General features: G+C 63.4%; 17 protein-coding genes. 8 read left to right on the forward strand and 9 right to left on the reverse strand.

What is annotated here, in order from left to right:
• Window positions 1-170 precede the first annotated feature (170 nt).
• A complete protein-coding gene (locus tag R2855_08315; GenBank protein ID MEZ4531020.1) occupies window positions 171-869 on the reverse strand; it encodes an NYN domain-containing protein in 699 nt (232 codons plus the stop codon).
• A gap of 378 nt (window positions 870-1,247) precedes the next feature.
• Here R2855_08315 and R2855_08320 point away from each other — a divergent pair, with 378 nt between their 5' ends.
• The 4 genes from R2855_08320 to R2855_08335 all read left to right on the forward strand — a co-directional run bounded on the left by R2855_08320 (window position 1,248) and on the right by R2855_08335 (window position 6,641).
• Window positions 1,248-2,276, forward strand: coding sequence for a methyltransferase (locus tag R2855_08320; protein ID MEZ4531021.1), 1,029 nt, complete (start codon window positions 1,248-1,250; stop codon window positions 2,274-2,276).
• Between the two features lie 315 nt (window positions 2,277-2,591).
• Complete coding sequence (locus R2855_08325; GenBank protein MEZ4531022.1) at window positions 2,592-2,918, forward strand: MerR family transcriptional regulator; 327 nt, start codon at window positions 2,592-2,594, stop codon at window positions 2,916-2,918.
• Window positions 2,919-2,923: 5 nt separating this feature from the next.
• Entirely contained in the window at window positions 2,924-3,883 is a 960-nt protein-coding gene (locus R2855_08330) for an AAA family ATPase (GenBank protein ID MEZ4531023.1), read from the forward strand.
• 1,012 nt (window positions 3,884-4,895) lie between these two features.
• Window positions 4,896-6,641, forward strand: a complete 1,746-nt coding sequence (locus R2855_08335) for a hypothetical protein (protein MEZ4531024.1) — start codon at window positions 4,896-4,898, stop codon at window positions 6,639-6,641.
• Between the two features lie 298 nt (window positions 6,642-6,939).
• On the opposite strand, the gene R2855_08340 is transcribed toward R2855_08335, so the two are convergent.
• The gene (locus R2855_08340) at window positions 6,940-7,308 is read right to left on the reverse strand and encodes an MmcQ/YjbR family DNA-binding protein (protein ID MEZ4531025.1); all 369 of its coding nucleotides are present in this window, start codon (window positions 7,306-7,308) and stop codon (window positions 6,940-6,942) included.
• A 152-nt stretch (window positions 7,309-7,460) separates the two neighbouring features.
• Between R2855_08340 and R2855_08345 the strand changes: the two genes are divergently transcribed.
• Window positions 7,461-9,260, forward strand: coding sequence for a glycoside hydrolase family 3 N-terminal domain-containing protein (locus R2855_08345; protein ID MEZ4531026.1), 1,800 nt, complete (start codon window positions 7,461-7,463; stop codon window positions 9,258-9,260).
• A gap of 20 nt (window positions 9,261-9,280) precedes the next feature.
• Here R2855_08345 and R2855_08350 read toward each other — a convergent pair whose 3' ends face one another.
• The 3 genes from R2855_08350 to R2855_08360 form a co-directional block, all read right to left on the reverse strand.
• On the reverse strand, window positions 9,281-9,901 hold the full coding sequence (locus tag R2855_08350; GenBank protein ID MEZ4531027.1) for a TetR/AcrR family transcriptional regulator: 621 nt from the start codon (window positions 9,899-9,901) through the stop codon (window positions 9,281-9,283).
• Window positions 9,902-10,057: 156 nt separating this feature from the next.
• A complete protein-coding gene (locus R2855_08355) occupies window positions 10,058-10,936 on the reverse strand; it encodes an LLM class F420-dependent oxidoreductase (protein ID MEZ4531028.1) in 879 nt (292 codons plus the stop codon).
• 114 nt (window positions 10,937-11,050) lie between these two features.
• The gene (locus R2855_08360) at window positions 11,051-11,395 is read right to left on the reverse strand and encodes a PepSY domain-containing protein (GenBank protein MEZ4531029.1); all 345 of its coding nucleotides are present in this window, start codon (window positions 11,393-11,395) and stop codon (window positions 11,051-11,053) included.
• A 161-nt stretch (window positions 11,396-11,556) separates the two neighbouring features.
• On the opposite strand from R2855_08360, the gene R2855_08365 reads away from it, so the two are divergent.
• The 3 genes from R2855_08365 (at window position 11,557) to R2855_08375 (ending at window position 15,607) form a co-directional block, all read left to right on the forward strand.
• Window positions 11,557-12,231 carry a uracil-DNA glycosylase gene (locus R2855_08365; protein MEZ4531030.1) on the forward strand — a complete coding sequence of 225 codons (675 nt, stop codon included), beginning with the start codon at window positions 11,557-11,559 and terminating at the stop codon, window positions 12,229-12,231.
• Between the two features lie 220 nt (window positions 12,232-12,451).
• On the forward strand, window positions 12,452-13,813 hold the full coding sequence (locus R2855_08370; GenBank protein MEZ4531031.1) for a DUF1254 domain-containing protein: 1,362 nt from the start codon (window positions 12,452-12,454) through the stop codon (window positions 13,811-13,813).
• Window positions 13,814-14,350: 537 nt separating this feature from the next.
• Window positions 14,351-15,607, forward strand: coding sequence for an MFS transporter (locus R2855_08375; protein MEZ4531032.1), 1,257 nt, complete (start codon window positions 14,351-14,353; stop codon window positions 15,605-15,607).
• A gap of 189 nt (window positions 15,608-15,796) precedes the next feature.
• On the opposite strand, the gene R2855_08380 is transcribed toward R2855_08375, so the two are convergent.
• The 4 genes from R2855_08380 to R2855_08395 form a co-directional block, all read right to left on the reverse strand.
• Entirely contained in the window at window positions 15,797-17,164 is a 1,368-nt protein-coding gene (locus R2855_08380) for a hypothetical protein (protein MEZ4531033.1), read from the reverse strand.
• Window positions 17,165-17,533: 369 nt separating this feature from the next.
• Window positions 17,534-18,445: a restriction endonuclease gene (locus R2855_08385; protein MEZ4531034.1), complete on the reverse strand. Its 912-nt coding sequence runs from the start codon at window positions 18,443-18,445 to the stop codon at window positions 17,534-17,536.
• A 392-nt stretch (window positions 18,446-18,837) separates the two neighbouring features.
• On the reverse strand, window positions 18,838-20,022 hold the full coding sequence (locus R2855_08390) for an aminotransferase class I/II-fold pyridoxal phosphate-dependent enzyme (protein ID MEZ4531035.1): 1,185 nt from the start codon (window positions 20,020-20,022) through the stop codon (window positions 18,838-18,840).
• 243 nt (window positions 20,023-20,265) lie between these two features.
• Entirely contained in the window at window positions 20,266-21,240 is a 975-nt protein-coding gene (locus R2855_08395) for an NAD(P)-dependent oxidoreductase (protein ID MEZ4531036.1), read from the reverse strand.
• Window positions 21,241-21,347: the final 107 nt, after the last annotated feature.

Consider the following 21,347-nt stretch of genomic DNA (forward strand, 5'->3'; position numbering starts at 1 on the left):
ACCCAATTTCGATCAGAAAGTATACGCGGGCGCATCTGAAGGAACGCCGAAGCGGCCGCTGCGCCCACCTTACTGAAAGAAACGTTTGGCGCAGAGCTTCGGTTCCTGGGTCAATTCACAGGTTTTGTTCTGTGAGAACCCGACGTCAACCGTGCGAACGCATAGCCTCGCTATCTCCACTCGGATGGGCAAGCAATCAAATTCCCATCGGCATCCGGAGAGGGGTCGGGAAGCCTACAACCAGAGAGGAGGTTGTGATCAAGAATAAGTGACCGCGACGCGGCACGAGCCAAGTCGTAGGAGACGCGGCGTCTGCCATGCCGATCTCGATGATTGATTTGAGGGGAAACAACGACGACTTCTTTTCCGAAGTCTTCACGGGCAATGTTCACGGCACTGGCGAGATCGGAATCGTTCGAAAGCACGATGGCCACATCGAACTGATCTCGAGCCGCATCACGAACCAGAAAGGCCGCCAAGTTGACGTCTGAACCCTTTTCCTCTCGAACCATGGCTTTGAAAGCCGGCCCGATCGCCTGACCGGTCACCACATCGATTGCCCGGACAGACTTGGGCTTCTCAAAATGCCGTCCCAAGGTCACAGTAACTCCAGGAACTCCCGAGAGTGCCTGAAAGTAGTGGTGCTGTCGTGTGGCCTGCCCCGGATCATTCGGGCCTGGCAGCGAAGGAGCCGAACAGTAGTGGACCCGCCCAACGGTCCCATCGATACCAATTTGGCGACAGATCGCCTGTCCGAGCAACACCGGATTTGCCCATTTGGTGCGTGGATGACACCGCACAGGACGTCCACGAAAGAGTCCGTAGTAATAGTTGAATCCATCGACGAAGAGCGTCACTCGATCAGGCATCAACGTCTCCGCACAGAAAAATGAGGGCCGCTCCCTTCGGTGCGGCCCTCTCCCAGTTGCCGAAGCAACAAGGTGGATTGGCTCAATTGTACCGCTCTCTGCCGCGGAACTCCAGATTCAGAAGAACCCGCAACTATTCAGAGATGCGGGTTCGCCAACGGATCCGACGGGCCTCGAATGGACTGGCGCCGTGCAATCGCCACGGGTGGCACGATACGCCTGTTGTGCCAGAGCAGCAAGTCCGGGCCCTTGTTTCTGAACAGTTCCGCGCCGTCGATCTGTGTTGACAGAGCCGGCACCGCCTCATACGATGGCCGTACGACCAAACAACCCAAGTCTCCGAGTTTTTTTGCCTCGTCACCCATTCAGGAGGTTTGCATGTCCGTATTTTCCGAAACGCTTGCGCCAGACGACGCCGCATGGCATCTGGTCACCGCCTCGTGGATCACGCACGCCACGCGGACCATGGCGGACCTCAGGCTGGCCGATCATCTCGCCGCTGGTCCGATGAGCCTCGACGCGTTGGCCACTGCGTCCGGCACGCACGCGCCCAGTCTCGCCCGCCTTGTCCGCGCGCTCGTGGGACTCGGGTTGATCGTCCGCACCGACGACGACCGATTCGCTCTGACACCGGTGGGCGAGTATCTCCGCTCGGACGTCCCCGGCTCGGCCGCCGGGTTTTCGTTGGGGTGCATGAGCGCGCTCATCGAACGCCCCATGTTGCAGCTCACCGATGCGATCCGAGATGGTCGAGCAACGTTCCCGGCCATCTATGGGCAGGATTTCTGGAGCTACCTTTCCAGTCATCCCGACGATCAGGCCCGCTTCGATACCGCCATGTCCACCGGTTCCACCGGTGATGGCACGAGCCTCGCACGTATCTGTAACTTCGAGGGAGTATCGACACTGGTCGACATTGGCGGCGGCGAGGGACAGATGCTCTCCGAAGTCCTGCATGCGAATCCGCGCTTGCGCGGCATGCTCTTCGACCGGCCAGAAGCGCTGGCGCGCGCCGGATCGGTCCTGGATCGACTTGGCGTGCGCGATCGGTGCGAGCTGATTCCCGGCGATTTCCTTGTCTCGGTCCCCCAGGGCGGGGATGCCTACATCCTCTCTATCGTCATTCACGATTGGCCGGACGAGGAGGCGTTGCAGATCCTGGGCAACTGTTATCGGGCCATGAAGCCGGGTTCCCGTATCTGGATCTCCGAAGGGCTGATGGACGAATCCGATGAATACGACCGGCAGAGACTGGTCGATCTGCTCATGCTGGTGTTGTTCGCGGCCAAGGAACGAACATTCGAGGAGCATCGAACGCTGCTCGAGGAAGCGGGTTTCGTGCAGATTTCGGCGCTCGTCGACCCAGACGACCCGCGGCGCGTGGTCATCCAGGGAATCCGTCCGTAGGCGATGTCTGCGGCCGCCAGAACCCAGGAGCTGGATTCGTCGCAGCATTCCGGCTGCGATTATCCGCATGCGTCAGGCAAAGAAAGGCCGGATGCGCGCCGGAGTTTTGCGCCAAACGCTGGACAGCGGTCACGTTAACCGCAACCAGCCGCCCTGCCGGACCGCAACCAAACCGCGATCACCCCGCGCACAGCCGGTTTACACCTTCTTCGTAACCTTCTATAGTGTGGGTATGCACGTGCAGAGTGATTCGCACGAGGCGGCTCTGGCCCCGCTTCGGCGTCCCGCATCCTCTGCCCGGAAAAGGGGAAACCAATGGCTGATCTCTTTTCGCAGGTCCCGCTACCTGCGTCTGGTCGTGGCGGCGATCAACTGCAACTGACATCCTGGGGTCTCCCCGGACGTCAATCCGCCGATACCTTGCCGCGGCTCTATATGACCGGCGACCTGCGCGCCGTCACCGGGCTTTCGCGCACCCAGCTCGACTTTTACCTCCGCGACGGGCTGGTCAAACCAACCGCTCGCACCGAAAGCGGCTTCCTCCTCTTCGATGACGCGGAAGTCGAGCTCGTGCGGCATATCGTGAACGAGCGACGCAATGGGGTGGCCCTCAAAGAGATTCGCCGCCGGATCGGCCGGTAGCGAACGTGAACCACCATTCCGAAGAGACCCCGACCTCCCCGATCCCCTGGCGCCCGCGCGAATCCGCGCGGCCGGCCGCGTTGCCGGCTGCCCGGGCGATCGAGCTCTTCTATCCCTCGCTTGGTCACTCCGATTGCATCGAACGCCTCGAGGACGCCAGCCGCAACGGCGGCCTCAGCCTGGTCATCGGCCAATCCGGCCTCGGCAAGAGCCTTCTGCTCGATGTCTGCCTGGACGATCTGAACCTGCGTCACACCGTCGTCACCATCCGCGATCCGCGCGAGATCCGTACCGACACCCAGCTTCTCAAAGCCATCATCACCCAGTCCGGCGCGCTCCCCAGCGGACGCTCCGGCATCGAATTGATGGGCGATCTGCAGGAGCTCACCCTCGCCCTGCTTCGGCGCGAACGGCCCTTGCGCATCCTGATCGACGACGCCGAGCAACTCTCCAGCTCGCAGCTGGAGCTCATTCGCGCCATGCTCTCCAATGTCGCCCCTGCCTCTGGCGCGATCGGCGTCATCCTCTTCGGCAAACCCGCCCTGAACGACAGGATCGACCGTCGCCAGGGACTGGCCTCGCAAGTCGAGATGCGGCATACGCTCAATCCGTTCTGCCGCAAGGACACCGCCGGCATGGTGCGGCATCGCGCCAAAGAACTGGGCGAATCGCCCCTGTCGCGGTTTCACTTTGCCGAGGACGCACTCAATGTGATCCATACCCGCGCCCATGGCAACCCAGCCCAGATCCTGACAGCCATGAGCCTCAGCATCGGCCGGGCGCGGACACTCCAGCGCACCACCATCGACGCCGCTATCGTGCTCGACGCTATTTCGTCGCCACGGCGCGCCGGGGTGCAGCAGCGCTTGCCATTCGACCGTCTCGCGGAGCAGCCTGGGAACCACCCACCTGCGCCGGTTGTCCTGTTTCAGGAACGCTCGGGCCACGGGCTCGAGGGAGGATGAGATCTATCGCTGGATTCCCGGCGAATCGCGTCTCGCGCGGTTTCGTTCCGACGCCAATCGGAGCGGACCGCGCCGGACAAAAGAAAAAGCCCGGTGCGCCAACACCGGACCATTCTCGATTCGTCGCAATGATCATCGTCTGCCGGATGCTGAGCGGCCCGTCGCCAAACTGATCGCTCGATTCCGGTTTCGAAATCTGTCGCCACCCCTGAGAGGGAGGGTTTCGTGTACCCAGGCAACGTCCTGATTCTAGACAGGGCTTCCCGGCCATGTCAAGAGATGCGCGCCACGCGGCTGGCTTTGCCATACGCCGCCGCCGCCGCATGCCCCGGAACGTTCCCTCGGCACTCGTTCTCCCAACCGGCTCTCCGTCGTCCCGACCGGAGCCCGCAGGCGGAGCGGAGAGACCTCTCGTTCCCTTCGCTCTTGCATCCAAGTGGAAACGGGTCTGCGGACAACAAGAGATCCCTCGACAAGCTCGGGATGACGCTTCCCCGTCGTCCCGACCGGAGCCCGCAGGCGGAGTGGAGGGACCTCTCCTCCCCATCGCTCATGCACCCAAGTGGAAACGGGTCTACGGACAACAAGAGATCCTCGACAAGCTCGGGATGACGATTTCCCGTCGTCCCGCCGAGCCTGCAGGCGGAGCGGAGGACCTCTTCTCCCATCGCTCTTGCATCCAAGTGGAACGGGTCTGCGGGCAACACGAGATCCTCGACAAGCTCGGGATGACGATTGCCCGTCGTCCCGACCGGAGCCCGCAGGCGGAGTGGAGGGACCTCTCCTCCCCTTCGCTCATGCATCCAAGCAGCAACGGGTCTGCGGACACCAAGAGATCCCTCGGCAAGCTCGGGATGACGATTTCCCGTCGTCCCGACCGCAGCCCGCAGGCGGAGCGGAGGGACCTCTCGTTCCAGAACACCCGGTTCCCAGCCGCCACCTTGTCCATCCGGAGCAGGGCATTCGACCATCCATCCGCCGCGCATCCTTTGCACCTTCCCGGGGGTCACCCATGAGCCCCCGCAAGAAACAACCCGAAACCAATCTCGACATCACCGGCGTGGTCGGCGAGGTCGCCGCCACCCGCTCCGGCGACGACGTCCGCAAGCGCGGGTGGTATTGGCATTGGAACGCCACCGTCACCCAGTTCGCTCCGCTCATCGGGCTCAAGGGCGTCGGCCTGCTCAACTCCTACACCGTCTGGACCGACCGCCGCGAGGAATCGCCCACCCGCGGCTACGCCTTCCCCTCCCAGCAAAGCGAAGCCGATTTCTATGGGGAAGACCGCGCCGAGCTCATCACCATCAACAAGATTCTCGTCGCCCTCGATCTCATCGAAATCCGCAAGGAGATGGTCGTCCGCCCAGACGAGCATGGCCGGCGCTGGAAGGTGCCCCACAACTTCTATCGCGTCAAAGACCGCGACGACGGCTACACCCTCGATGGCGACGCAGTCATGCGCGTCGTCCGCCTTGCCGAGAAGGACAAGGCCGTCTACCGCTACCTCCATCACATCTTCTCGGAGAAGTTCAGCCCCATCGACGCCCAGAACGTCTGGACCGGCATCCTGGCCGAACTGCGCCACGATCCAACCTGGCAGAAACTCGCTGCCAAAACCGCCGCCGATGAACGTCGCGCCAGCGAGCGCACCAAGCTCGGACATGCCTCTCGCAAGGAAAAGACCAGCGTACGTACGCACCTGAAGCCGGCTTCCGACAGCACGACTGTCGCTTCTGTGACCGCTGTGTCAGTACCTCGAACCTCTGTTGCAAACGCCAACAATGGTTCCGAATCGGATGTTGCAGACACCAACAGAGGTTCGGGCCCGATCGAGCCGACCAACGTTGCACCCGTCATCCCAGGGGAACCGACCTCTGTTGCACCAAGCAACACGACGTATTACCAAGAGAAAACAACCACGACAACGACCCGTGACAACACGGAACGATCGTACGATGCGAACGTATTCGGCCCCGCAAGCGCGCCCGGCGACCAACCGAATCTGGAACGGACCTTGCGCCGTTTCGCGGATGCGAACGGCCGCGATGCCACCAGCGCGGAGCGCAAGATCCTGAAAGAACTGGCGGAACGGTTCGATCTTTCGGCACGGGAATGCGGCCGCCCCGAGCTCGCGTCCGGCTGGGCCTGGGTCTCCGCCGCGATCTATGAAGCGGTCGACTCCGGCAGCGCCTACGTCGCACCCAAGCGCGTGCGGGAGATTCTCCTGCGGTGGGAACGCGATGGCCTGCCGTCCGATGAATCCAAAGCGGAAGCCCCCGCGCCACCCGCGCGCAGAAAGAGCACGCGTCCCCGCGCCAGGAAGGCGGCTCCGGAACCCTTCGCCGGGTCTTCCGCGCTCACCGGCATCGCGCGGGACGTCCCCGTCCTGCCGTCCTCCGAGGCCCGTGTCGCGGATCTGGCAACAGACGACGAACCGTTCGTTCCGCCGGTCTTCCCGATGGGTGAGGGGCTCACAAGCGTCCAGGCATGGAGTGCCGTCCTCGCGCTTCTGCGGCAGGGCGGCGTCACCTCCAGCGATATCGATCTCTGGTTGCGCCCGCTCGTCCTGCTCGAGCTCATCCCGGATGGCGAGACCGACCGTCTCCTCCTCGGCGCGCCAAACCGGTCCACCGTCACACGTGTCGAGCAGCGCTTCACCGGTGACATCGAGCATGCGCTCGCTTCTCTCCTGGGGCGGCCGGTAGCGATCGCTGTCACGCTCACCCACGACTGGCTCGACGACCGCGCCTTCGCGTGATCCGGCTTCCTGAGTCCGGGGTCCGGGGTCCGGGGTCCGGAGTCCTGAGTCCGGAGCCCTGGGCCCTGTGACGATTGCGTCGGTCGTAGCGAAGGGCCTCTGTGCCCTCCCGGTTCACGCCCACAAACACTCCGACCGGAACGGAATGCAGTGGTCGTAGCAAAGGGTTTTCCATCCTCCCGGTGCCTGTGGATACGAAACAGGAGGGCACGGAGGCCCTTCGCTACGAACACACCGCGTCACAGGGCTCCGAACTCCGGGCTCCGGGCTCCGGACTCCGGACCCCGGACTCCGGACCTCACCCCCCCGCATCCAGCCGCTTCACCAACGTCTTCGGCGCCACCAACCGATAGCTCTCCTCGATCAACGAGCAGACGTAGTCCAGATCGGCGCTTCCATCGAGCGTGACCCCGATCCATCCCTTCGGTCCCACATACGGCGGCGCGTAGAACGTTTCCGGATCGCCGGAGACCAACAACATCTGCACGCCGGGAGCAGCCTTGCACCAGATCGAGGGCCGCTCGCCGTCTCGTTCCCGCGGCATGGCGAAGATCTTGTTCCGCACCCGAAAGGTGGGGCGCTCCCACGCTTCCACCTCATGCGCCTCTGGCAGCGACAGGCAAAACACGCGAATGGCGTCGAACATGGGGCTCGATTCGGTGATCATCGCACTCCCGTTCTCGCATGCAGACCGCATGCGCTTTCTACATCTGCCTGGACCTTGGACCCTGGGCTCTGGACCAAATACAGTAGCATCCCACCACACGGTACCCGTCGAGCGCAACGCCGCGTCTGAAACAGGAAAAGAGAGGAACACCGATGTCCATCGCCACCGAACCACGCGATCTCAACCGCAACGGAACGATCGACATCTACGAAGACCCCACCGCCCCGATCGAGGATCGGATCGAAGACCTTCTGGGCCAGATGACCATCCCCGAGAAGGTGGGGCTCATGTTCCATCACATGACCCTGTTCAATGTCCCCTTCCCCCTGCCTCCCTCCATGGATCCAGCCCATTTCATCGTCGAACGGCAGGTGAACCATTCCGCCTTCTTCGGCGCGGGCACGGCGGTGGAGCTGGCCGAATGGCACAACGGTCTGCAGCGGCTCGCCGAATCGACCCGGCTCGGAATCCCGTTCACCCTTTCCAGCGACCCGCGGCATGGCGCCGGAGCCAACCCCATCGGCATCGCCGGGAGCCAGGCGTTCTCGGTCTGGCCGGATGCTATTGGCCTGGCTGCCGCGCGTGACCCGGAACTCACCAGGCAGTTCGCCGATATCGCCCGGCAGGAGTACACCGCGGTTGGTATCCGCGTCTCCCTCCATCCCCAATCCGATCTCGCCACCGAACCGCGCTGGGGCCGCATCTCCGGCACCTTCGGCGAGGATGTCGAGGTTGTCTGCGATCTGACCGAGGCCTACATCCGCGGCTTTCAGGGGGAAACCATCGGGCCCGGGAGCGTCAGCTGCATGACCAAGCACTTTCCCGGCGGCGGACCCCAGAAGGACGGTGAAGATCCCCACTTCCCCTATGGACGCGAGCAGGTCTATCCGGGCGGCGGGTTCGCCATCCATCTGAAACCCTTCGAGGTCGCCATCCGTACCGGCACGGGCCAGATGATGCCCTATTACGGGATGCCGGTGGAAACCGAATGGGAAGAAGTCGGCTTCGGATTCAACAAGGGGATCGTCACCGGCTTGCTGCGCGAGCAGCTCGGTTTCGATGGCATCGTCTGCACCGACTGGGGGTTGATCACCGATGCCGATATTGCCGGAAAACCCCTGCCCGCGCGCGCCTGGGGTGTCGAACATCTGGAGCCGATCGAGCGGGTCGCCAAGGCGATCGATGCCGGTTGCGACCAGCTCGGCGGCGAGATCTGCACCGATCTGTTGTTGGCGCTGGTCGAGCAGGGCCGCGTCACCGAAGCTCGGCTGGATCTCTCGGCGCGCCGCATCCTGCGTGAGAAGTTCCGCCTTGGGCTCTTCGACCAACCGTATGTCGACGTCGACGCCGCGCACCGCATCTGCGGCAACGAGGGGTTCGTTCAGGCCGGTATCGCGGCCCAGCGCCGTTCGCTCGTGCTGCTGAAGAACGAGGAGATCGCAGGCGATCCGGTCTTGCCGGCTGCGTCCGACGCGCTCCTCTACATCGAGGGGATCGACGAAGACACCGCGGCCGGGTACGGTGTGGTGGTCAACACGCCGGCCGAGGCCGATCTGGCCATCGTGCGCATTGGAGCCCCCTTCGAGCCGCGTTCCGAGCTCGCGCTGGAAGAGCTCTTCCATGCCGGATCGCTCGCCTTCGACGAGGCGACGTTGGCGCATCTGCTGGAAATCGCCGCCGCGGTCCCCACCGTGGTCGCCATCGAGCTCGACCGCCCTGCCGTCATCCCCGAGCTCACTGCCGCTGTCGCTGGACTCATCGGCGTCTTCGGCGCGTCGGATGCGGTCGTGCTCGATCTCATTTTTGGCAACTCGTCCCCCACGGGCAAGCTCCCCTTCGAGCTCCCATCATCCATGGAGGCCGTGCTGGCGCAACGTTCCGATCTTCCCGCCGATTCGAAAGATCCGCTCTTCCCGCTCGGCTTCGGTCTGAACTACGCGATGGGGTCCTGAGATATCTGCGGTCCGGGGGCTCAGGACCGCAGCCGGTGGGGCATCACCAACAAGTCGAAGATCTCACCCAACCGGGAAACATGCGGCACGTTGCTCGGCGTGGAGGCCCACCGCACGGTTTCTCCCAACGATGCGGAGAACAACGCCCGCGCCAGCGCCGCCGGATCGATGCCCGCCAGCTCACCCATCTCTACCGCCGCCCGGACCAACCGCTCCATTTCGTCCATATAGATCTGATTGAGCGACTCGAATCGGGCGGCAAACGCTGGATCGCCGCTCGATGTCAGCATGAAGGCCAGCAGATTGGCCTGAATCTCCCGGTCGGCGCTGATCTCCATCCGCTCCTCCGGTGGCGCCACGAACCGCGCGCGCAATGCCGCCAACGGCGATGGCGCATCGGCTTCCACGATGCGGTAATCCGCCGCCCGCAACACCAGGGTCCGGTCGAGAAACGCCAGCAGCAGCGCCTGCTTGGAGCCAAAACGGCGCACCAACGCCTGGCGCGTGCAACCTACCTCGGTGGCAATCGCTTCCAATGTGAGCGCGTCATAGCTGTTGCGCTCGATCAGGTCGTTGGTGGCTCGGAAAATGGCGTCGTCGGAAAAGACGCGCGGTCGGCCAACGTCACGATGTTGGTTCATAGGTTACTCCGGTGGGCAGGGGCAAGGTTGGAGGCAGCATGGCCCAGTTGCGCACCGTTCGGCGCGTCGAAAGCATCTGAGCGGATGTGAGTCACAGATAGTTTACTGCGTGGGCGCTGCGCAGGCAGCGTTTGCGGCCCCAATCGCCCGATCTGCTCACCGGTGCGGTTGAATTCCCAGTTCCCGCGCCACCACTTCCAGCGCGGCGATATGCTCGCCTGGGGTGCGGTATCCGGCGCGCATCGTGTTCACACAGAGATGCGTCGCACCCAACCGGCGCCATCCCTCGACATAGGCGTGCCAAACATCGGGTGAACCGCTGTTGACGTCCAGCTTCGGCTCCAGCCCGATCTCAGCCGGATCGCGTCCCGCATCGCGCGTGTAGCCCCACAACCGCTCCAGCGCCGCTGCCATCGTCGAGTCCGGTTCGCGCCAGGGAAACCAGCCGTCGCCATAGGCCGCGATCCGCCGCAGGGTTGCCTCGGCATACCCGCCGAGCCAAATGGGGATCGGCCGTTGCACCGGCAACGGGTTCAACCCTGCCTCCACCACCTGGTTCCACTGCCCGTCGAAGACGATCGATTGATTGGTCCAGAGCGCCCGCAGGAGCTTCATCTGCTCTTCAGAGCGGATCCCGCGATTGGCGAACGATTCCCCCAGCCCCTCGTACTCCACCTCGTTCCAGCCGACCCCGATCCCCAGCCGAAACCGCCCGTTGCTGAGCACATCCACTTCCGCGGCTTGTTTGGCCACCAGCGCCGTTTGCCGTTGCGGCAGGATCAGCACGCCAGTCACCAGCTCGATCCGTTCGGTTAGCGCCGCCGCGTATCCGAAAAAGACGAACACCTCGTGAAAAGGATCCCGCAGGGTGTACGGCCCGCTGAATGCTGGGCGATGGGTGATATCGGCGCTGAGCACATGGTCGTAGGCCAGCAGATGGGTATAGCCCAGACCTTCGACCGTCTGGATGTACTCCTTGATCGCGCCGGTATCGTTGCCGAATTCGATCTGCGGGAAAACCGCGCCAATGCGCATGGTTCGTGCTCCTTCGAGGCGTCATGTGCGACGCAGGCGAAAACGATTGCAGCTATGAAGAATCGCGGCGACGCGGTCCGGGAAACGGGGCAACGCTAAACGAGTTCACCGGTCCTAGTCATCGTGATCGTCGTGATCGTCATCATGGTCGGTCTTGATGATCGAACCGGTCGTCGCGTCGATGTCGACATCGACCCCGTTGTTCAAGTGGACGGAATATTGGAGCACGCCGTCCTCGCCCTCGAGCTCGACCTTGGTCACCGCCGCTCCCGCGTTCTCCGCCAGGGCAATCTCTTGCGCCCGGATCAGATCGATCGCCGGTTGCAGCATCGGATCGCCAACTACCTGATGATCGTCATGTTCATCGTCATCGGCCAGCGAGCGAAGCGGTTGTGCCGCGAGAGCGGCCAGTGCGAGCGACGTGGCTCCCGCGCCAATCAGTTGTCGTCGTGTGGACATCGGTGTCTCCTTTGGAAATGCTCCGGCTGGCGAAGCAATCGAAGAATCCCCCTTCAACAGGGGATATCCAGTACGCTAGCTCCTGGGGGTGAACTGAACGCGAACCGGTTGGCGGTTCGCCACCCGCCGCGTTCTGCGCTGAATGGTTGAATGATCCGCGGATGACCTCGTCCACGCAAACATACGATCGAATCGACTCCTTTCTCGAACGCCTGGCAATCACCCCGGCGCCTCCCAATTCGGTCAATCCCTGGTCGAGCGAAACCGTCTTCGGTCAGATTCGGCTACAGAACCTGCGCCGCTATTTCGCGCAACTGATGGAACGCGGGGTCGACACGCTTATGCTTGGTGAAGCCCCCGGCTACCTGGGATGTCGCCGCAGCGGCATCGGGTTCACCAGCGAGCCGCAGCTCCTCGGCGGTATCCCATCGCTGGAACTGTTCGGGGAGGAACGCGGCTACCAGCGTAGTGGCGAGTTCCCCGAGCTGCGCAAGGAACAATCGGCCACCATTGTCTGGGGCGAACTGGCGCGGCTCGATTTCGTCCCGCTCATCTGGGCGTCGTTCCCCTTTCATCCGCATAAACCGGGCGCGCCCAACTCCAACCGCACCCCAAAACGTCCCGAGATCGACTTCGGGCGCCCGATCTTTCTGGAGCTGATCGAAGCGTTCCAGATCGGACGCGTCTTTGCCGTTGGCAACATCGCCCACGCCTCCCTCGCGGCCGCAGGTATCGACGCTCCCAAGATCCGCCACCCCGCCCAGGGCGGCAAGAACGATTTCGTCGCCGGCATGGAATGGATCGTCTCCCATCCGAACGATCTCGGCCGCCCGTAAATCACCCCGGATTCATCCTCCCTGCACCCGGAATCATCGCGTAGCCGCAACCCTCCGTGGCTGCCCAACCAGGCGACGCCGAACCGACGCCCCGGTGCGCGATTCCCTCTTTCGCAGCATGCGCCCTGGGTGCGGTTCGCTCGACAATAGGCCATGATTTCGCACTGGCCGGCGCAATTCGCCGGCTGACCTGCAGAGCGTCTACGCACGAGGAGCACCCATGACCGATCCAATCGAGATGGCAGTCCGCGCCTATATCTACGGCTATCCCATGGTCTTCGATATCGACGAAGTCGTCGAGATCTCGAGCAGTGGCAAGATGGCCGCATCCGGCCCGATCAATCGGTTTGGCCATGCGACCGTTCTCGGACGGCCAAGCGACACCTTTGTCTCCATCAACAACGACACGCTCTATTCGATTGCCAATTGCGATGTCACCAACGAGCCGCTGGTGCTGCACCTGCCGGCGGTTGGCGATCGCTACCGCGTGATGCAATTCGTCGATGCCTGGACCAACAACTTCGCCTATCTCGGTACCCGCGCCACTGGTAATGGCGAGGGCTTCTTCCTCCTGGCGGGCCCGAACTGGACGGGTGATGTTCCCCAGGGAATGACGCTGATCCAGGCGCCAACCAATGTCTTTTCCATCGTTGGACGGCATGCAGTCGACGGCGCTGCCGATATTCCCAATGTCGTGGCCGTGCAAGAACAGACCTGGCTCACCCCCCTGAGCGTCTATCCGCATGTGTCCGACGGCAGCGACCGCAAGCTCGGCGACTGGGACGTGGCCCCCTATGACACCCGGGTGGGCGAAGACCTGGTTTTCTGGGAGAAATTCCGGTCATGGCTCAAGCTCTTTCCCCCTCCAGCGGAGGAGAAGCCCTTCGTCGACCGGCTTGCCCCACTCGGGCTGCTGAGCGACGAAAGTCCCTATGTCGATCCCGATCCTGCGTTGGCGGAGACCTTGAAGGCTGCCCAGGCCAAGGGTATGGACACCATCGTCGCGGCTGGCAAGCAAGGTGGCGCGAAGGTCAACGGCTGGAGCTCGGCTGCGCACCTCTTCGACTACAACCTCTACCGGCTTGGCCCCGGCACGATCGACGCGCCGGAGTGGAAACTGACCGATTCGAAAGTCGTCTACGCGGTGCGGGCCGTCGCCGCCAATGGCGGTCTCTGGGGCAATCACGGCTATGAGGCCTACTACGCCTGGGCCTTTGTCGATGGTGATGGCAACCAGCTCAACGGCGCCAACAACTACGTGATGCACTTCGACACCATGCCACCGGCCAAAGCCTTCTGGTCGATCACCATGTACAACACGCCGAAGTACTACCTGGTCGAAAACCCGATCGACCGCTATTCCATCGGCGACCGCACCCCCGGTTTGCAGATGAACGGCGACGGCTCGCTCGACATCTATCTGCAACGTGAAGCGCCGGCCGATCCGAAACAGCAAGCCAATTGGCTTCCAACACCGGAAGGCGACTTCCGTCCGCTCGTCCGCATTTATCTTCCAGAGGATTCGGTCCTCGACGGCAGCTACGAGCTTCCTGCAATCGAGAGAGCATCGGCATCCTCGTAGAGGCGGCGCCCGTGGCCGCCGATCGCGCCGCCGTGGGGTACCCGTGGTCGCCTATTGCATCGTAGTGGCACCCGTGGCCGCCAATCACGCCGCCGTGGGGTACCCGTGGCCGCCAATCGCGCCGCAGCGCGATAACGGACGTACGCAACGATCACGCCGCGAACTGGAGACGTGGCTGTTTACAACGTAATGGCGGCCTGCGGCCGCTGGCGGGCACGGGTCCCGCCACTACGGACGGAGGTGAGCCACGAGCGGCGCAAGGGCCGGCTCGATTGCTGTGCTGCGCGTCGATAGCAAGAGAACATCTGCGCTTGCAAATATCGAGGCATCGTGGCGCACATGGCCCGGAGTCCTGCGGCCTGAGACGATTCGTCCCGGCCGCCAGTTCGCCTTGGGGCCGGCGCTTGGGGCAGGGGGCATGTCGATGCAGAGACAACGTCCCAGGACCCAGGCCGCGAAGCTCAGGACCCGTCCAAATCACCTCCCCACCATGAACCATCAAGACATCATGAACCCGTCCGCTACACTGGCCCGACGATGCTCGGCAGACGCCTCCTGACCGCCACGTCCGGCCGATCGACGGCCGAACCAATTTCCTGGAAACGCAATCTCTACGCTCTCTGGATCGCCCAAACCCTGGTCCTGACCGCGTTTTCGTTTCGGGATGCCTTCTTTCCCTTCTATATGGAAGAACTCGGCGATTTGACCACCGAGCAGGCCGCGCTCTGGTCCGGCATTTCCATGTCCGGCGGCGCGCTCGTCATGGTCATCACCGCGCCCATCTGGGGCACCGTCGCCGACCGCCGTGGCCGCAAACCGATGGTGTTGCGCTCCATGTGGGCTGCTATGATCACCGCCTTCCTGATGGCCTTTGCCATGAACCCGATGCAAATGGTGGCGCTGCGCATGATCGAAGGCGCCTTTACCGGCACCGTGGCTGCCTGCGCCGCGCTGGTCGCCTCCACCGCGCCCAAGGACCGCATGGGCTACGCCCTCGGCATGATCCAGACGGCCGTCTTCGTGGGCGCCTCGATCGGCCCCTTCCTCGGCGGCGTGCTGGCCGATCTCATCGGCTACCGCGCCACCTTCATGACCTCGTCCATCCTTTTCGCCATCGGCGGCGGCATCGTCCTCCTCTTCGTGCGGGAGAACTTCGTCCCGGTCGAGCGCGGACCGGAACGCGGCTTCGCGGCCATCAAAGCCGCCCGCGCCTGGCTCTTCACCCCCACGCTCATCGCCATGACCTCGATACTCATCCTCATGCGCTTCACCCAGATGGGCGGCCGGCCCATCCTGCCGCTCTACATCGAAGAGCTCGGCAGCTACACTGACGCGCGCGCCGCCTCGCTGGCCGGTCTCTCCTTCGGGCTCATGGGCGTCACCAGCGCCATCTCCTCCCTGATCCTCGGCCGCCGCGGCGACCGGGTGGGGCATCAGAAAGTCCTCGTCGCCTGTCTGATCGGGGTCGTCATCTGCTACATCCCGCTGGCCGCGGTCGTCTCCGCCTGGCAGGTCATCGTCCTGCAGGGGCTCTTCGGTTTCGCCATCGGCGGTTTGCTCCCCTCCACCAACGCCATCATCGCCTCCAGCACCCCGCCCGAACGCCGCGGCGCCATCTTCGGCTTCACCGCTTCGGCCGGCTCGCTGGGCGCCTTCGCCGGACCCCTCGTGGGCGCTGCTCTCGCCGCGGCCTTCGGCTTCCGCTACGCCTTCGCCTTCCTGGCGATCATCATGACCGTCACGGTCACCGTCATCCTCTGGTTCTATCTCCAGGGCCGCTTTCAGACGAATTAATAGCTTCATCAGTTGTCAGTCGTCAGTCGCTAGTCGTCAGACGCACTGGACTCTGGACCCTGGACCCTGGGCTGTCGTCATAGTCAGGGGCGGTGGGCGGAACTCCGCCCACCGAACCGGCCACCGATACGAGCACGACGCAGAGGAGGGAACTGCGCTCGTGCGTCCTCCGGTGGGCACACCATTGCGCTAGTGCGCAGGCGGGGCAACGCTGCCAGAGTGCAGGGAGAACACATCGAACACCTCACCGCCCGACATGTCCCACACCGAGAATTCGCTGACGCTCATGGGAAGCGTGGCAGTCTCGGCGGGATTGGCCGCCTGAAACTCGACCTCGGCGAAGACGTCACCGGCCACGGGAGCCGCCGGCAGATCGACCACCGCATCGGCGCCGAAGTCGTTGCCGCTCAGGATCGCGACACCCTGATAGACGACCAGGGTCAGATCGTTCTCGGCTCCGGGTGTGAGATCGACCGCTCCCGGCGGGAGCATGCCCGATTGCAGCACCTGATACGTGCCGGTGGCCGTTCCCTGACCCAGATTCCAGGTCGCAATGCCTTCCTCGACGTGCACGTAGAGGTCGTAGTAGTTCCCGGCGGAATCGGCCCAGAAGCCGAACCCGACCGACCACCCGCCCATCGGCAGCTGCGGCGGGGTCACGAACCGCAACAGCGCGTACACATCCTGCAGCTGAACCCCGGCATTCATGGTGCGGAATTCAGTCGTGAGATTCACCGCGCCCGCCAGCGGACCGGCCGATGCATCGAGGGTCATCGGGATCCAGAAGGCGTCGTTGAGCGTGCCGAGCGGGTCGATATGCGGATCGGTAATGGCAACGATGCCATCCTGCTCCGTTGTCGTGACCTGCCCTGGACCAACGCTGACCGCGCCCGCACGATCGGTGACCGTCAGGTTGTCGAACCCCACCAGCAGTCCATCGGTGGTCACGCCAGCCGCGCCAGCGCCGATATACGACTGGCCGGCCGCATAGGTATCGTCGGTCGCGGAAGCCACTGCCTGACCGTTCACCAATCCGGTGATCGTATGCTGCTGGCAGTCGATCGCAATACGGTTGATGGCGCTGCCCACCAGCACGGCGGCTGATGCCTGCACAGGACTCAGCGCGGTGAAGGTGCCATCGAAATTCGAGCGCCAGAGCGCCACGGACCCAGTGTCCGGATGAACCTCGAACATGTACCCGGTGTCGCTTGCGCCTGCCCGGCACCCGACCAGCGCGTACTTGCCGCGCAGATCGCCGGCGATGGCAACATCGACCTCGACAAGCGTATTTGCCGCCTCGGGCAGCCCGATGAACGAATAGAAATCGCCGCTATAGGATGGTTCCAGCGCCTGAATGACGTACTGGCTGTTCTGATACCCGATCAGGAAACGATCGGGAGTGCTCGATTGGGGACTCAGGAGCCCGGCGTCCGGGAAATCCATCGCATCGACGTAGATTTGATCCTGAGCAGAAACAAGCGCGGAGTGGGCGCCCCAGGCGGCGACCGTGAAGCAAAGCAGCGAACACAACAACACTGTGCGAACGAACCAACTCATGTATGACCACCTTGTCATGTAGATCGATTACGTACACGTCCACTATGGTTCGAACCAAGTGCAGAATATCCCCCGGCTTGACGATAAGATACGTGTAAATCAGCGTATTGTTTTGGTAACAAATTCAGAACGCTATGTGTAGATGTACGTAATCCGAGCTGCGAGCAACGCCGCAGTCCATCGCTTGCCATGGCTTCCACCCGCTGCTGCGGAATCAGGGTGATCCCCGAGGCGCCATCGTTCAGCGGTTCGGAGAGGGAAGGGTTCGGAGCCATCATTCTCCAACCCACCATGTCCGGGCGGATTGCGTGTCAGTTGTCGGTACGCTGCTTCGGTATCTCGCGCCCGATCGTTACGATCTGATCCGGCTCATTCGAAAAAGTCCTCGTCCACGGCAACCACATTCAAGACCTGCCGCGTCTGCACCCCGACCCCATAGCGGATCATCAGCTCCGTCAACCGCCGCCCATCGATCAGGATCACCCGCGTGTGCGCCGTCCGCGCATACTCCTCCGCGCCGCTCGAAAACGCGCCGGTTGTGAGAAAGACCCCGGTCGTCGCCTTGCCGCTCAACGCCCCCACGAACGCCTGCACCTCGGGCCGCTGCACCGACGTGCCGCTCTGGTAGCGCTTCGCCTGGATATAGACCCGGTCCAGCCCCAGCGCATCTCGGTCGATGACCCCATCGATCCCGCCATCGTTCGATTGCTGGGTGACCGTGGCTCTCCCATCGGCCCCGCCATACCCCATCGCAACCAACAGCTTCACCACCGCGGCTTCGAAGAACTTCGGTGAATTGCTCTGCAATCGCTGCAACAAATCGGCCGCGACATCGGATTGAATGCGCGCCAAACCCTCTTCGATCTGCTCCATCGGATCGAGCGGTTTGGTTTCGAGTTCGATAATGTCCGGCGTTGTCCCGCTCCCGCTCCGCTTCGTCACCCACCATTCGTCACCCGGCTTGGCCATCGTTCGCAGCAACTGCTCCGAAATGCCGTCCGGATGTCGTGCCAGCAGATCCCGTCCTACAGTCGTGATCTGGTACCGCGCCCGCGCCGGACGTTCGATCGCCCCAACCCGCGTCAGATAAGAGACCGCCCACCCGATGCGGTTGTCTGCCTTCGGTTGTCCCGACGGAAGCTGCTCCGCTCGCTGCTCCACGGTCAGCCCAGCCGAATCGGCGACCGCTTGGCGAATATCGCTCAACCCACGAACCGCCCCATCGCTGAGATACCGCAGCACAGAGACATTGAACCCGTCCCACGTCGGCATCACCGTCATGCCAGCGCCTCCTGTCTTTCGCATCGTTCCCCCGTCGTCCCGACCGAAGTGGAGAGCCTGCCCTGAGCGCAGCCGAACGGGGACCTCTCGGCATCGGCATTCTATATTCGCCTCCGTCCTCAGTCCCGGAGGGACTTTGCGTTGGTAGCCCTGGGTTTCAACCCAGGGAGACCTCCCAATTCAGTACCAACCGGTCGAAACGGTCGATGTTCGTCCGGTTCCGGAACGCGCGAAGTTCCCAGATCCCATTTCCACCCACCGTCCCGGCCCCAAAAGGGCACAGAGGCCCTTCACTACGACCGGCGCGGCTTTCTCCGGACTCCGGACCCGAGAGGGCACAGAGGCCCTTCGCTACGACCGACGAAATCGTCTCAGGACCCAGGACTCCGGACTCAAGACTCCGGCGTATATGCCGCAACCGCGGTTGCCATGCGCTCCACGGCTTCGGTGACGATGGCGGGCGAGGTGGCGAGATTGAAGCGCACATGCCCTTCCCCACCGGCGCCAAATGGGAGACCGCCGCTGAGGCCGACGCGGCCCAGATCGAGGAAGACCTTGGCCGGGTCGTCGCCCAGGCCGAGATCGGTGCAATCGAGCCAGGCGAGATAGGTGGCTTCCGGCGGGGTGTACTTGACCGCGGGAAGCTTGTCCGCCAGCAGATCGCCGAGCAGGAATCGGTTGGCATCGATACCGGCGATGACGCCGTCCAGCCAGTCGCGCGCCTCGTTGAATGCGGTGCTGTGCGCGATCACGGCAATGTGGCCGGGGTGGGTTCCCATGCGGTGGTTGATGGCTTTGAGATCGTCGATGGAGTCTGCGCCGGGAATGGCGACCGCTGCCTTGAACCCCGCCAGGTTCCAGCCCTTCGAGGCAGACGTGAGACTGACGTCTGGTTCGGTATTCGCCACGGAGAGGTAGGAGGTGAAGGTGGCGGTGGGCATGATGAGCGGGGCGTGGATCTCGTCGGAGACCACGCGCACGCCGTAGGTGCGGGCCAGATTGGCAACGCTCTCCAGCTCCTCCCGGGTGTGGACGGTGCCGCCGGGGTTGTGCGGATTGGAGAGGAGCATCACCGGGTTGCCGCCAGATTCGGCCGCGGACTTGAAGGCGGCTTCCAGCGCGTCGAGGTCGAGACGTCCTTCCGGGGTGATGCGCGCCGGAATCATTGGCCGCTCCAGCATGTCGGTCACCATCTTGAATGGCGGGTAGATAGGCGGAGTCAGGATGATGGGATCGCCCGGCTTGCTGAGTTGCTTGATCGATTCGAGCACGCCGGTCATGACATCGGTGACGGTGATGGCGGTCTCCGGATCGAAGGTCCAGTTCCAGCGGTCGGCGGCAAACGAGGCGACCGCGCTTTGCAGACGAGGACCCCAGGGATAGCCGGTGTCGCCCAGGGTGAGGGCTGCGGTGACCGCATCCACGATCGGCTGCGCGGGTGCGGTGTCCATTTCGGCCACCCAGAGCGGGAGCACATCTTCCGGGTAGTACTGCCACTTGGCGGAGGTGCGCTTGCGCAGCTCGCTCAATTGGAGATTGTCGAGTGGTGTGGAAACAACGGTTGCGTTGGGGGTCATACGCTTGTCTCTTCGTCGAGATCGTCTGTTGACGACGGGCGCGCCAAGTGCCTGGATGTTCGAGCTCGCGCCCTCGAGCTCGATGCACCGCCAGTTACAACGGATTGTCAATGATTCTGCCGGAGCGGGACGGGTGATTCGCGGCGTATAACCGGGTTGCGATGAGCGCGATAAGCAACGCGCGCCGCGAACACAACATTCGCGCTCATCCCATTGGCGACTGCCGAATACGCTGGCGAGCCCTTACACTGCCAGACCGTCCCGCATCGAACGGAAGACGTCGAATTGCGGGTCGTAGCCAAGCAGCGCGCGGGCTTTGGCGATGCTGTGATGGATGCGGATCGGCGTCCCGGGGATGACGGCATCCAGATAGGTCAGGTTCGCCAGATCGGCGAGAGAGGGAATCACCTCGCCGTAGGAGAAAGGCGCCGGCCCGCTGAGATTGAACGCCTGGCCGACGGCCTCTGGCCGGTCGAGCAGCAGCATGAGCCCCTGCACGATATCGCGCACATCGCAGCAGTGAAACATCCACGGGTTGCCAGCCTCATCGCGCGGGAGCAGCAAGTCGGGTGTTGGTTGCCCGGCGGGAACGAGCGCATCAGCGACGGCTTCCCCCGCGCGGGACCGCACGAAGTTTTTCACCTTCTCATAAAAAAGGAAGCCGCCCAGGGTGCCGTTCGGGCTGACCGACTCCCATGGCTCATAGACGAGCGAAAAACGGGCGATGGCAATGGGAAGCCCGTTGGCGCGGTGTTCGTAATGCAGCAGCTCTTCGCCGGTGAGCTTGGTGAAGCCGTAGAAGCTGTAGGGCTCGCGTGGATGGGCCTCGTCGATGGGGAGGTATTTGGCGAAGAGGGAAGGATAGACCTCGTCGCTGCTGGCGAAGACGAAGCGGGAAACGCCGGCCTTCGCCGCGGCATGGGCCAATTCGTAGGTTCCGCGGATGTTGGCGTCCAACAGGGTGTCGTTCACCGCGTCGCTGCCGAAGAGCATGGCCGCGCCGAGATGGACCACCGCATCGACGCCGTCCAGCGCCGCGCGCACGGCCTCGGGATCGCTCAAAGCGCCGGTGACACAGTCGACTCCCGCGCGTTGGGCGGTTTCGAGACCGGGATCGTCCGGCAGCACCAGTCCGCGCACCGCGCGCCCCTCGGCCATGAGCGCTGGCGCCAGGTTGCGCCCCACCCGTCCGGTCACGCCGGTAATCAATACCTTCAATGGAGCCTCTTTTCGCGATCTCCGAACCCGTTTGCGCGGCATCTTGGCACACTCCTGCCCCGGCTGCTTGCCCTCTCAGCGAACAGAATGTGGGGTGAAAATCCGCT

It is taken from the genome of Thermomicrobiales bacterium (assembly GCA_041390825.1).
Classification (GTDB): domain Bacteria; phylum Chloroflexota; class Chloroflexia; order Thermomicrobiales; family UBA6265; genus JAMLHN01.